This window comes from Desmospora activa DSM 45169 (assembly GCF_003046315.1).
Taxonomy (GTDB): Bacteria; Bacillota; Bacilli; order Thermoactinomycetales; family DSM-45169; genus Desmospora; species Desmospora activa.
The window spans coordinates 1,166,506-1,179,878 of sequence record NZ_PZZP01000001.1 but is presented as its reverse complement, the minus strand read 5'-3'; the positions used below and the strand labels follow the sequence as shown (position 1 = coordinate 1,179,878).

13 protein-coding genes are annotated in these 13,373 nt (G+C 50.8%); 1 reads left to right on the top strand and 12 read right to left on the bottom strand.

Features of this window, described 5'->3' with window-relative positions; genetic code table 11:
- Positions 1-23: 23 nt before the first annotated feature.
- The 9 genes from C8J48_RS05770 to C8J48_RS05730 form a co-directional block, all read right to left on the bottom strand.
- Positions 24-845: a purine-nucleoside phosphorylase gene (locus C8J48_RS05770; RefSeq protein ID WP_107727602.1), complete on the bottom strand. Its 822-nt coding sequence runs from the start codon at positions 843-845 to the stop codon at positions 24-26.
- A gap of 277 nt (positions 846-1,122) precedes the next feature.
- Positions 1,123-2,283, bottom strand: coding sequence for a phosphopentomutase (locus C8J48_RS05765; RefSeq protein WP_107727601.1), 1,161 nt, complete (start codon positions 2,281-2,283; stop codon positions 1,123-1,125).
- A gap of 81 nt (positions 2,284-2,364) precedes the next feature.
- Positions 2,365-2,607, bottom strand: coding sequence for a DUF4227 family protein (locus tag C8J48_RS05760; RefSeq protein WP_107725383.1), 243 nt, complete (start codon positions 2,605-2,607; stop codon positions 2,365-2,367).
- A gap of 63 nt (positions 2,608-2,670) precedes the next feature.
- Entirely contained in the window at positions 2,671-3,804 is a 1,134-nt protein-coding gene (ald, locus tag C8J48_RS05755; protein WP_107725382.1) for an alanine dehydrogenase, read from the bottom strand.
- An 82-nt stretch (positions 3,805-3,886) separates the two neighbouring features.
- On the bottom strand, positions 3,887-4,366 hold the full coding sequence (gene fur / locus C8J48_RS05750; protein ID WP_107725381.1) for a ferric iron uptake transcriptional regulator: 480 nt from the start codon (positions 4,364-4,366) through the stop codon (positions 3,887-3,889).
- 108 nt (positions 4,367-4,474) lie between these two features.
- Positions 4,475-5,134: a stage II sporulation protein M gene (gene spoIIM / locus C8J48_RS05745; protein ID WP_245891072.1), complete on the bottom strand. Its 660-nt coding sequence runs from the start codon at positions 5,132-5,134 to the stop codon at positions 4,475-4,477.
- Between the two features lie 85 nt (positions 5,135-5,219).
- Positions 5,220-6,224 carry a phospho-N-acetylmuramoyl-pentapeptide-transferase gene (gene mraY / locus C8J48_RS05740; RefSeq protein WP_107725380.1) on the bottom strand — a complete coding sequence of 335 codons (1,005 nt, stop codon included), beginning with the start codon at positions 6,222-6,224 and terminating at the stop codon, positions 5,220-5,222.
- Between the two features lie 176 nt (positions 6,225-6,400).
- Positions 6,401-7,570, bottom strand: a complete 1,170-nt coding sequence (locus C8J48_RS05735; protein WP_107725379.1) for an endonuclease Q family protein — start codon at positions 7,568-7,570, stop codon at positions 6,401-6,403.
- Positions 7,567-8,109, bottom strand: a complete 543-nt coding sequence (locus C8J48_RS05730) for an NUDIX hydrolase (protein WP_107725378.1) — start codon at positions 8,107-8,109, stop codon at positions 7,567-7,569. The genes C8J48_RS05735 and C8J48_RS05730 overlap by 4 nt, the downstream gene beginning before the upstream one ends.
- 175 nt (positions 8,110-8,284) lie before the next feature.
- Here C8J48_RS05730 and mciZ point away from each other — a divergent pair, with 175 nt between their 5' ends.
- On the top strand, positions 8,285-8,440 hold the full coding sequence (gene mciZ, locus C8J48_RS05725) for a Z-ring formation inhibitor MciZ (RefSeq protein WP_170105199.1): 156 nt from the start codon (positions 8,285-8,287) through the stop codon (positions 8,438-8,440).
- 116 nt (positions 8,441-8,556) lie between these two features.
- Here mciZ and C8J48_RS05720 read toward each other — a convergent pair whose 3' ends face one another.
- From C8J48_RS05720 to C8J48_RS05710, 3 genes are all read right to left on the bottom strand, one after another.
- Positions 8,557-9,696, bottom strand: a complete 1,140-nt coding sequence (locus C8J48_RS05720) for a DUF3866 family protein (RefSeq protein ID WP_170105197.1) — start codon at positions 9,694-9,696, stop codon at positions 8,557-8,559.
- Between the two features lie 118 nt (positions 9,697-9,814).
- A complete protein-coding gene (locus C8J48_RS05715; RefSeq protein WP_107725375.1) occupies positions 9,815-11,716 on the bottom strand; it encodes a S9 family peptidase in 1,902 nt (633 codons plus the stop codon).
- Positions 11,717-11,899: 183 nt separating this feature from the next.
- Positions 11,900-13,033, bottom strand: a complete 1,134-nt coding sequence (locus tag C8J48_RS05710; RefSeq protein WP_107727599.1) for a M20/M25/M40 family metallo-hydrolase — start codon at positions 13,031-13,033, stop codon at positions 11,900-11,902.
- Positions 13,034-13,373 lie beyond the last annotated feature (340 nt).

The following is a 13,373-nucleotide window of genomic DNA, read 5'->3' as shown; positions in this document are numbered from 1 at the left end:
TTCACCCTTTCTCTCACCCATAGTCATACCGAACGAATATCTTTGATAATTCCTTTTACCAACCGAATAAAACGAGGTTTTACCTGCTCTGCGGTCTCCATCACTTCATCATGAGAAAGGGGTTGATCCAGGATGCCCGCCGCCAGATTGGAAATACAAGAAATACCCAGGACACGAATCCCTGCGTGACGGGCGGCGATTACTTCGGGAACAGTAGACATGCCGACTGCATCTCCACCCAGCTTTCGCAACATCCGAATCTCTGCCGGTGTTTCATAAGTAGGCCCTGTCAGCCCGACATAAACCCCTTCTCGCAGAGAGACGTTTTGATCTTCCGCTACTCGCCGCGCCAATTGACGATAAGAAGGATCGTAGGCGTCTGACATATCGGGAAAACGAACGCCCCATTCCGGCGCATTGGGACCAAACAGCGGATTGTTAAACATCAAGTTGATATGATCCTGGATCAGCATTAAATCACCTGCACCAAAGTCCAGATTGATTCCGCCGGCGGCGTTGGTGACAATCAATCGATCCACACCTAGATCTTTCATCACTCGAATGGGAAAAGTCACCTGGTCCAATCCATATCCTTCGTAATAATGAAAACGGCCTTGCATCGCAACCACCGTTTGTCCTTCCAATTCCCCCAGGACCAATTGACCGGCATGTCCTTGCACGGTAGATACGGGAAAATGGGGGATCTCCTCATAAGGAATCACATCGGCATGGCGAATTTCCTCTGCCAACACCCCTAATCCCGATCCCAGCACCAGCCCAATTACCGGTCGGTGACCGGATCGCTTACCAATATATGCAGCAGCTTCCTGCGCTTGTTGTACCATCGGTTTCATGATCGATGATCCTCTCCTTTCATGTGTGTTATCTGCTGATTTAGGGAGAAGATTTTTGAGGCTGCGTGCTCTTGCTGTTTACAAAGAGGGGGGAACTGTCCGCTTCAGCCACAGAAGGCGGGAGCGGGCAAAACTCGCTGTCGCTCAAACATGTTGCCCATTTTTCCCTGCCCCTCTGTGACTTCCGCTGAGTGGCACAGCAAAGGCACTTCGCTTTCAAAAATCCCTCCCAATACGCGGAAACAACAGGCCGGATTCGAAACTTTAATCACATTAGATCGGCTAAGAAACTGCTTCCATGGGGAGGAGCAGCCAGCCTGAAGTTGGCAGCCACCGTCGCACCCACATCGGAAAACGTTTTTCGTACGCCTAAGGATGCCCCCGGTTCACGCAGCGACGGGCTCCACACTAACAGTGGCACATACTCCCGTGTATGATCCGTTCCTTTATAAGTGGGATCGTTGCCGTGATCAGCAGTAATGATTAGCAGATCATCTTCGCCCACCGACTCCAAAATGTGTGGCAGGCGCTGATCAAACTCTTCCAAGGCGTTCCCATACCCTTCCGGATCGCGGCGGTGGCCAAATTTGGAGTCAAAATCAACCAAATTGACAAAGGCGAAACCGTGAAAAGCGTCACTCATCACCGACAATAGTTGATCCACACCGTCCATATTATCCGTCGTCTTAATTGAACGGGTAATCCCTTCCCCATCATAGATATCGGAAATCTTGCCGATACCGATGCAATCCAGTCCCGCCTCCTGCAACTGATTCATCACAGTGACATCAGGTGGCTTTACTGAATAATCGCGACGGTTGGCAGTCCGTTTAAAAGCACCTGGCTTTCCGATAAAGGGACGGGCAATCACCCGTACTACCGCAAAGCGGTCATCCAGGGTAAGTTCCCGGGCGATCTCGCAGATGTGATACAGCTCGTCCAGCGGAATTACTTCCTCATGCGCTGCAATCTGAAATACACTATCCGCCGAGGTGTAGACGATACAATCGCCGCTGGCTAGGTGCTGCTCTCCTAACTCCTCAATGATGGCCGTGCCGGAAGCCGGTTTATTTCCCAGTACTCCACGACCGGTTCGTTCTTTAAATAACCGGATCAATTCGTCAGGAAAACCATGGGGATAAGTTTGAAAAGGCTTTGTTGTATGTACCCCCATCAGCTCCCAATGACCGGTGGTTGTATCTTTACCGGCGGAGACTTCCGCCATTTTTCCGTAATGCGCGCGGGGATGCTCTACTGGATCGTTCCCAGTAACCGGCTCAATGTTAAATAGACCGAGAGACGCCAGATTGGGTAACTTCAGCCCCCGTACTTTGGCGATATTGCCCACGGTGTGTACACCGACATCGCCAAATTTTTCGGCATCCGGCAATGCCCCGATCCCCACACTGTCCAACACGATTAATGCCATTCGTCGATACGATTTCAACAACCTCGCCCCCTCAAATACACAACAAAAAACGCCGCTTCAGGTCACCCTGCAGCGGTTTCTTTACTCTCCCATACGGTAAAACAAGCGCAGGCGATCCCCGATCTCCATCCACAGCGTCTCATACCCTGTCTGACCGGCGGATGGAGCAAATACTTTAACGGCACGTCCTTTCGGTTCACCGTAACGATGGTCGGGCTCCATCCAGGAAGAGAGGATGGCGATGACATGATAGAGAATCATCGTCCAGATGATAAACATGGTCAACCATTGGATCCAATCCGCCACACGCCGTAGAGAAAACATCAGAGGGGTCGTCCTTTCCGTCTGTTTACCCCATTGTATGGGTGATGACAAACGGATATGCCTTTAGCCCAGAACTGGCTCTTCAAGAATATCGTCCAGTGGGCGGAAAGGCAGGTTAAGGTCATGAGCCACTGCTTCATAAGCGACATGCCCATCGATCACATTGACTCCGCGAGCCAACGGTCGACTCTCCTTCAACGCCTGTTCGACTCCTTTATTGGCAATTTGCACCGCATATGGAATCGTCACATTGGTTAAGGCATAGGTGGAGGTCCGCGCCACCGCTCCCGGTATGTTGGCCACCGCATAGTGGACGACATCGTGTTTGATATAAACAGGATCGCTGTGCGTGGTGACTCGATCGATTGTCTCAATCGACCCCCCTTGATCGATGGCAACATCCACAATCACGGAACCAGGGGACATCGTCTTTACCATTTCCTCCGTCACCAAGCGGGGAGCGCGGTGTCCGGGAATCAACACGGCACCGATCAAGAGATCCGCGTTTTGCACTGCTTGTCCCATGTTATAAGGGTTAGACATCAATGTACGCACTTGGCCGTGAAAAATATCATCCAACTGGCGCAGACGATCCGGATTTAAATCCAGCATCGTCACATTAGCACCCAATCCTAAGGCCATCTTAGCGGCATTGGTGCCGACGACCCCACCGCCGATGATAACGACATTTCCCGGCAATACTCCTGGAACGCCACCAAGCAGAACCCCTTTTCCTCCATGGGGTTTCTCCAAAAATTGAGCGCCGATCTGCACCGACATCCGGCCCGCCACTTCCGACATCGGCGTCAATAAGGGCAGTGATCCGTTATCCAACTGGATCGTCTCATAAGCGATCGCGGTTACTTTTTTCTCCATCAACGCCCGGGTCAGTTCCGGTTCCGGCGCCAGATGCAAATAAGTAAATAGATTAAGTCCCTCGCGGAAGTAATCATACTCCGAAGGTTGTGGCTCTTTCACTTTTAAAACTAATTCCGCTCCACCCCAGACATCAGTCGCATCTGGCACAATTCGGGCACCGTGTTCAGAAAAAGCTTCATCCGGAAAACCACTCCCTTCTCCGGCTCCCTGCTCAATCCAAACTTCATGTCCGGCTCCCACCAACGCGTCCACTCCCGCCGGGGAGATGGCCACCCGATTCTCATTATCTTTCACTTCTCTGGGAACACCGACAATCATGCGTCACTCCTCCTTTTCCCCTACTATCATACCACCGACAACCATAACTTCATACACAAAAAACGTGAGATCTTGGGTGATCTCACGTTACTTTGGAACCCACCAATTTTTTGGGATCTTTCACTTGATCTTTACACCGGTGACAGATCCCATGAAAGGTCAACCGGTGATCGATAATCTGAAAGTCAAATTCCTTCTCCACCCGTTTTTCAATCGGCCCCAACCAATCATCGGTAATTTCGTCCACCGTTCCGCAATGGAGGCAGATCAGATGATGATGATGGTGCTCTGCATCCTCCGCCCGAAACTCATAACGGGTTACCCCATCTCCAAAGTTAAGCTTATGGATGATCTGTAGGTCACTCAAGAGCTCCAGTGTACGATACACGGTGGCCAAACCGATCTCGGGCGCTTTTTCCTTGACCAACAGGTAGACATCTTCCGCGCTGAGATGATCCTGTTCGTTTTCCAGCAGGACGCGGACGGTTGCTTCCCGTTGGGGGGTTAATTTGTAACTGTGCGCAGACAATTGCTGCTTGATTTGTTTGACTCTCTCTTCCATCTCCATCCCCCCTGCGCTCCTGACATCATTATAGGGGAGGCTTAAAAGGAAAGTCAAATACATTATAAAATGTATCAAATTGAAATTATTTTAATCTATATCTAGAAACTAGACCGTCGGTATCACCCACCGCATTAAAACAGGAGAGACATAGGCTTCAAAAAAGGAAGCAAGCACTAGTACGCCAACCATCGCCGTCACCATAATCGAATAGGATAAAAACTGGGGATAAATCGTTCCGCGCCGCAGAATCAACCGATTTCGGGCCAATAACATCGAGAAAGCCGTTCCGCCAACCGCTACAATCATTAGGGCGGGCACTACCAACAAATTGTGAGGGACCACCGCCAAAAAAGCAAACCACAATCCCTGCCAGGATAGTTGGTTAACCAGAAAACCGACGGTAAAGCCGATCACCAGCCCCTTGATAAAAATCAGCACGTAGATCAATGGCATCCCAATTACGCTTACACCCAGGATCCACATCAGCCCTACCGTCTTCAGATGATCTCCCAGAGTATGTTGAAAGGCGACACGGGGTTCAGCGATCGAATCCTGCGCCATCCCCCTAAAGAAGTGCCCCAGGTAAGTGAGGAGGTTTTCCTTTTGTACGGGGGATAAAGTATTGACGATAACCGCCCCAAAAATAACGCCCATCATAAATAGGACAACCACAAACAGATACAACGACATCTGGTTTTGCACATGGGACTGCAACACTTGACTAGCACGGCCGACACGGCCGACACGACTTTTGTTCCGTTTCACGGGACTCCCCCTCCTTTACGCTCTCACCCTCACTCTATGAAGCAAACAACAAAAATAGAATGAGAAAATGAGAGAAAAGAGAGAGTTAGCCCGTCAGGGCATATAACCCGATTCCAGCAGCAGCAAACAGGATACCTACGGACCAGAATACGGTTACCACTTTCCACTCTGACCATCCGACCAACTCAAAGTGGTGATGTAGAGGGCTCATACGGAAGACTCTTTTTCCGGTAAAGCGGAATGAGATCACCTGAATGATGACAGAGAGAGTCTCAATCACAAACACCCCGCCGATCAACACCAACAACAGCTCTGTCTTGGTAATGACCGCCAGCGCAGCAAGACCGCCGCCCAGCGCCAAAGAACCGGTATCTCCCATAAACACTTTGGCGGGATTGGCGTTAAAAACGAGGAATCCTAGCATCGTTCCGGCTACTGCAGTGGAAAAGATGACGACATGAGGATTTCCCTGCATCAGACCAATAATGGCATATGCGCCATAGGCGATTGCAGCTGTGCCGCCTACCAATCCATCCAAGCCGTCGGTCAGGTTGACCGCATTGGAAGCAGCCACCAAGATCAGCACCAACAAAGGCAGATACAGCCAATTTAGCTCCCATTGGATCTCTGTCCCCGGTATGTGCAGTTCGGAAATAGATTCATACTGCCCCCGGTTCACCCGTACCTCCAACAACACCCAGAACAAAACACAACCGATAAACAACTGTCCCAGTAATTTTTGTCGAGATGTCAATCCGAGGTTCCGTTTCATCACGACTTTTATGTAGTCATCCAGGAAACCGACGATCCCATAACCCAAAATGGCGAACAACAGAAAAAAGATATCGGCAAAGGTATTGTCCACCTGAAACATTTTACTCACCGGGATCACGGTAAACACCAACGCCGTCAGAAAGATAACCCCGCCCATGGTTGGAGTGCCCGCTTTGGCTTGATGGGCTTGAGGCCCTTCCTGTCGAATGGCCTGCCCAAACTTCAGCCGTCTTAGCAGCGGGATCACCAAGGGACCAAACAATACGGTTAATCCAAACGACACACCTAAAGCTGTAAGAATCAAAGAAAAATCCATGGTTTCGACTCCTTTGGAATCCAGTATGGAAGTACTCCATCGATCCATACGGTAGATTATACTCTAAACCCATCATCATTTCATTCAACCGCAAGCATGAAAAATGCCCCACCATATAGCGGGACCCGATCCTACTTTTTGTTGAGTTCACCAGCCAAAAGTCGTACTCGTTACTTTTATTGCGACCGCCGTACCCGCCCATATACCCCACCACCCCCTTCTTCCACCGTAAGGCGACCTTGACGCGCTAACCCGATATAGTGCGAAATGTCCACATGAGTTACTGCCGCGATTGCTTCCAAGGGTGCACGATGAAGAATATTCATTTCCGAACCGAATCGTTCTACCAATTTATCCAGGGTTTTGGGACCCAGCCTCGGAATAAACTCCAGCGGCACCTGATGAATATACGGGGGACGATGGTCGGGGGAGGCTCCATCGCCATCCGAAATCTCCTCGATCCGATCTAACACGCCCATCACCACATTGCGACTGCCACAGACCGGGCAAGCCTTTTCGGCTGCGTTCGGTATCAATGCATCACAATCGGCACAACGGGTGCGATGATATTTGCCCAATTTGGGGTCCAATCCGTAGTTGGCCGACACTCGCCGGCCTTCTTGTCGCAAAAGTGCCTTTTTCCACTCGTCAAAACAGGCTGTAGTCACCTCGACAGCGTGATACTCCCGGCCGATTTTGGGGAGAGAGTGGGCATCGGAATTAGTGATAAACGTAAATGTGTGCAATTCCCTAATGCGATCCGCCATCGCCGTATCAGCACTGAGGCCCAGCTCCACCGCCGCCAACCGATCCAACCGGAATACCTGGGACAAGCGATTGGCAGCGTTACCGTAAACACTTTTAAAGGGAGTAAACACATGAGCAGGAACCAATAGTCCCCCTAATTCCCCTACCTGATTCTGTAATGCTTCCACCGATCCGTAAAAACGCTGCGTGCTTAATTGGGGATTGCGCACATACCGTGATAAAAATCGAGTAAACCGGCACATCGCCTCAAAATGAGGAAAATAAGCCAGTACATGAGCCGCTCCCTGGCCTTCTCGCCTAATCTCAATCTCCGCCCCCAGAATAACGGTCGTCGATCCAAAACGGATCCCGCCCCCCGGACATTCCTGATAGCGCCCATCCGCCAACCCGGTGGCAATCTCCTTTTGCACCGGCGGCGAATGGGCATCAATAATCCCAATCAAATCCATACCCTTACGCTGGGACGCTTCCTGCAGAATGCGGTCAAAAGTGAGATTGCGGGAAGCTGTTATCTTAACCGGTAATCCGTCCACCGTGCGGCCAATGTGGATATGCATGTCAGCAAAAATCGTTTTCATTTACTCATCACTCGATTTTGCCACATATACAGTGCAACTACCGTTTTGGCGTCATCGATTTCTCCTGTTGCCAATCGGGCAAAGGCTTCCTCCAGGGTTAGTTCCACCGTTTCCACAAATTCGTCTGTATCGGGAATCGCTTCCCCCTTTTTCAACCCTTCCGCTTGATAAATATGCAAATATTCATCCGCAAAGCCTGGGGACGTGTAAAAGCCGGCAACCTTGGTCAAACGGTCGGCGGTATAGCCCGTCTCCTCTTTTAATTCCCGTTTTGCACATTCAACGGGAGCTTCGCCGGGCTCCAATTTACCGGCGGGAAGTTCTAAAATTGTTTTCTCCAACGGTTTACGAAATTGGCGCACCAGTACAATCTTCTGTTCTTCTGTCAGTGCTAGGATGGAGACAGCGCCTGGATGTTTCACTAATTCACGGCTTGCGCGCCTACCGTCGGGCAACTCCACTTCATCCACCTGTACTTGAATGATGCGACCCGCAAAAATCGGTGTGGTTTGAATCGTTTTTTCTTCCAGTCGGCTCATCGATGCTTCCCTCCCGTTTTCCGTCCCCATTATACACTAGTTCTTCCGTTGGGGTAGGGTTGTACAATTAAAAATGAATCAAACCTGCTTTACCCCAAAAATCAACAGACCCGATAATGAATAATTTTCACCAAATGTCGTAGGCTGTTGAAAAAGAAGAATGGGGGGAAACAGCATGTATATCCAAACCGGACCCGATCGATTGCGCATTGTGGGTAAGGGGTGGGAGGTACGAGCCGCCCTCCGGCGCTGGTCCTCCCGCTCACTTACACTGACCGAGTGGCTGCAACTTCGGGAACAAGCCCTTTGCCGGCAACATCCTAAACCATAAGGCGCGATCCGGGGAGGGTCTCGCCTTCCACACCGCGAGAAAAATCGCTTCATAAGCCCGCCCTTGATGGGCATTACCCTTAACAGGAAGGTACATTTGTGCCTTCCTGTTAAGGGTTATCGAGTTAAATCACTTTTCTCGCCACTCGCCTTTACACCGGAGCGACCATCCGTCAGGTTCAACCAGCGCTTCCACAGATGTAGCGCTCCTGCGCATATCGTGCGAAAAAAGAGAGGATCCTCCGCTACCTTTCTTCCCATACTCTGAATGGAAACCGGATAGATCTTAAGGAATTCAACAACCTCTTTTTCCGTTATCGGGACAGAAATCAGGTGGTGATGCTGGGGAATGCTTTCCATTTGCGTCTGTACTCTCACCGGCAACGGCCGCGGCACTGGCACCTCCGCCGGAGTAAGTACCACCCGTGTTAAGTTGGTCAAGGTATGATGGCTTACTCCTTGATGGCGTTTACGGCCATCCTCTCCTTGGATGCGGGGGATAAAGATCGGCATCCCTTCCAGAGCAGCTACCGCGTTTACCGCTTCCCCCTGCTCTACTCCGCTAAAGCCAAAGGGGGTGTCGGTTCCAACAATGCCTGGCCCCATGGAGACAAACACCAGATCCGCTTTCAAACCATATCGCGCTAACAACAAGGCAGAATGCAGATTGACTGCCTCCACATCCCCCCCAAAAGCATGCCCCACCGTCACAGTGGCATACAGCCAACCCAGCTTTTTTAACCGCCTCACATGTTGGCTCATAGCTAGAGGAAGTGCACCGCCATCAGTCATAATATAAACAATGCGGGGACACCTTCCCTCCTGGAGAGAGCGATGCCGCCAAACGGATATCACCGCCGGTAACATACTATGCAATTCTCCTAAAAGGATGGGCCAACTATCCAAGGAGTTTCGTCCCATGACGGCACTTCGATAGGGATTTCCCACCTCTTCCCCCGTCGACACCGCAATCTGCCAAGGTGTGTAGCGCATCTTCATAATGTGCCCTTGCGGGGAAGAGCTTTCCGGTCTTTTTGAAACCCAGCCCGCTACAAAATGGTCCCCGCCTGTTCCCAGTTGGAGCTCCACCGCTGTCGTATTGAGCCACACTTCATCCCCCGGCTCCGTCTGTCCCAACAGCAGCGGATAATGAACCGCCGATGCTTCTTCTCCCGCTTCCATTTTCACCCTCACTCGCTGAAACATCGCGGACTCCTCCAAAACGCGGAGAACCGTTCCCTTTTTCCAGATGATCATCTTCAACCCTCTCTCCGACATCCCTTTTACCTATGAATCTATGCGCAGGAAGGAGGGGGCATGCGAGAAGAAGCACGACTGCAGTAAAAAGCACCCATCATAATGATGGGTGCTTTGCTCATGGACGCAGCTTTTTCACAAAAAAGTCAGCGATCGCATTGTAGCATCGGATTCTGTTTTTAATTTTGAGTACATCATGCCCTTCGTCCTCAAACAACAGATACTCCACTTCCTTACCCAAAGAGCGCAGACGATCCACTACATCCTGAGATTCAGCTTCTACTACCCGGGGATCGTTTTTGCCCTGAATCACCAATAACGGACATTGTACCGCTTCGATATAGGTTTTAGGGGAACGTTCTTGCAAAAATTCGCGGTCCTTTTGCGGATGGCCCAAGGCAATTTCAAAGTAGGGTTTCCAGGTGGGAGGGAGACGCTCCATAAAACTGATCAGATCGTATGGACCAAACATATCCACTGCCGCCGACCACAATTCTGGATGGCGCGCAGCCAGTGTCAAGGTCATATAACCACCGTAGGAACGACCCACCACCGCTGCCCGAGAGGTGTCAACGCGAGCATCTTCCGCCAAACCTTTCATGGCATGAACATGATCGAGTCGATCATTTCCACCCCAGTCGTGGTCCACCTGTTTAGTATAGTTTAAGCCGTATCCGACACTGCCGCGGACATTAGGAACAAAAACGGCAAAGCCGCGTAAAGTCAGATATTGAATCAGCGGCATGGAAAACCAGGCAAAGTCCGGCCGCTCCTGCCCTTGTGGACCACCGTGTATATAGTAGACCAGTGGGCGTGGCCCTTGATAGCCCAGTTCCGGCGCAGGCAGATACAGACGAGCGGATATGCGCAAACCGTCAAAAGAAGTAAAGGAAGCGTCCTCTCCCGCTGCCAACCGATTATGATCCAAACCCAATGCACGCTCCCGTGTCCGTTGAATCACCGTTTTACGATCCGCCCCTTCCACTGTGTAAAGCTGGATGGGAGAGGTCGCTGATGAAAAAGCGAGGGCATAGCAATCGTTTTCTTTATCGTAGGAGACGGCTTTTAGTACACCCTCAGCCAATGGTGCCTGTCCACAGATAACCGTATCAAGTGTGATTTCTTTTGTGGAGGGGTTCCAGCTCCCTTCATACAGCCAGGAGACCCCGTCAATATTGTATCCCACCAAAAAACGATCGTCGTGGAGAGGCTTGAGAGAAACCAGCTCTCCTACCCCTTGGTGTATGATCCCCTTCACCGCTACAGGATGAATCTGGGAGGGGGCGTTTAGATGCAAAAGTCCCACTCCATATGTATCTTCAAACAACGCCGTGCGCAGTAGCAGACTGTTTTCGTCTATAAAGCAACAGTCGGATATGGCGTTGAGGGGAACCTGCTCCCCTTTTGCCCTTTGTTCCAGCGGCTTCCCATAGAGAAGAGTGGGATCGTGCCCCCCTTCGTGCCATAAGTACAACACATGATCTCCCATGGTATAGGAGTCCATGATAATCGCTTGCGAGTGATCCTTGGCAACCCCTGCGACCCAGGGATCCCAAGAGCTTTGAAACATTTTCTGCAACGAGCCAGTAGTCAGATTCCCACGAAAGGCCACCCGGATCGATTCCCTTCGCGACTCCGCCGAAAAGTAGACGTTCCCTGTTTCCGAATCAGCTGCGGCGAGATGGACACGATATTCTGCTAATGCCTCTGCAAAAGCCGCTTCCGGAAATCCTCCTTCCTGTGGAATCAGCATCGGCTGATAATTTTCATCCCCGTCAGAATCGATCATCACCAAAATCTTTCCCAAGTCTGGAAACACCCGATACGCTTCCCCGCCGATCAAATCGGGATTCTGCAATGCAATATCGGCCGGTAACAACGGCTGCGGTACACTCCCTGCCTCATCCATCACAAATAGACTTAGATGACCACCCAAATCACTAATAAAATAAAGTTGATTTCCCACCCACTGCGGCCGTAGAAATTGACGTGCCGACAAAAACGATTCAATTCTCGCCATTTCGAATCTTCCCCTTCCCTTTATCGATGACGGGACATCGATTTCAGTATATCAGAACAAAAAGACCGGCAAGGGTAGACAACGTGGTTATTTACACGATCCATCCCTTACCGGGTACTCGTTCGAAAATTGATGTTTCAACAAAGCCAGGGAGTGTTCAAAGATTGACATCCCTGCTTATACTCACCTTTTTGTTGCTGTCTGATTGCTCTCTTCGATCAATGCGACGACCAGTTCCCCCGCCTTATATAACTCGGTTAGCGGCATCCGCTCGTTGGTGGTATGGATCTCCTCATAGCCAATTGCAAGGTTTACCGTCGGGATACCGTGCCCAGCGATCACATTGGCGTCGCTACCGCCACCGCTGGCCAACAACCGCGGTTCCCGTCCCACTCGTTTGACCGCCGCCATCGCTTTTTGTACCACCAGATCCGATTCCTCGTATTTGTATGCGGGATACATTTTGGTCACAGTTACTTCTGCCTGTGCACCGAGCTCAGCCGCTGCCTGTTCAAATCCCGACTTCATTTTGGCCGCCTGTACATCCAATTTCTTTTCATCCCGGCTGCGGGCTTCCGCCAAAATCTCCACCCACTGCGGCACCACATTGGAAGCGGAGCCCCCTTGAAATTTACCGATGTTGGCCGTCGTTTCATGATCGATCCTTCCCAACGGCATTTTGGAAATCGCACGGCTGGCTACTTGGATGGCGCTAATACCCTCCTCAGGATTGACACCGGCATGGGCCGGTTTTCCTTCAATTTTTACATCCAGGCGTACTTGAGAAGGGGCCGAAGTGATAATATCCCCCACCGGGCCGTTGGAATCAATCGCAAACCCAAAGTCTGCTTTTACTTTGGCTGGATCTAAAGCTTTGGAGCCGAGCAAGCCCGATTCTTCTCCCACCGTGAGGATAAATTGAATCGTTCCATGTTTTCCGCCCTGCTCCTTGACTACGCGTACCCCTTCCAAGAGAGCGGCCAATCCTGCTTTGTCATCCGCTCCCAATACTGTGGTTCCGTCGGTGACGACATACTCCCCCTCCACTCGCGCTTTTACTCCTTTACCCGGTGCCACTGTATCCATATGGCAGGTAAAATAGATCACAGGAGCATCTGGCAGATTCCCCTCCAATGTGGCGATTAGATTGCCAGCTCCATGCCCTGTCACAGCAGTAGTATCATCTTCTTCCACCGTAAAACCGAGAGCGGTCAGCTTTTGCTGCAAGTGATCACAAATTTCCCGCTCATCCCCGGTTTCACTGTCAATTCCCACTAACTGCAAAAATTCATCCAACAACCGTTGCTGATTGATTATACTCATGTTCATCCCAACTTTCGTATTATGTATATATTTGGCCGCTGCACTGCCAGGGCTCGCTACGTGGCAAGGTTCCTTACCAGGAAGTGGACTTTACACGCCACCCTTTCCTGGTATCCGCCAAAACCCTCTGTTGGGGCATTGGATTCTTCCCATTCGCCAGCAACTCAAATTTCAATATATGCCTTCTCCATTCACAGCGTCAACTGAGCCTCCTCACGGGTAAATCCGGGAGGTTCTAAAAACCTCTACCTTCATCCATAGTCGCCTAGCGGTGAGCGCCTTATCCCCATAGCCGAAAGCTAGGAGCTTGCAGCGCAATTTTGGTCACCCACTA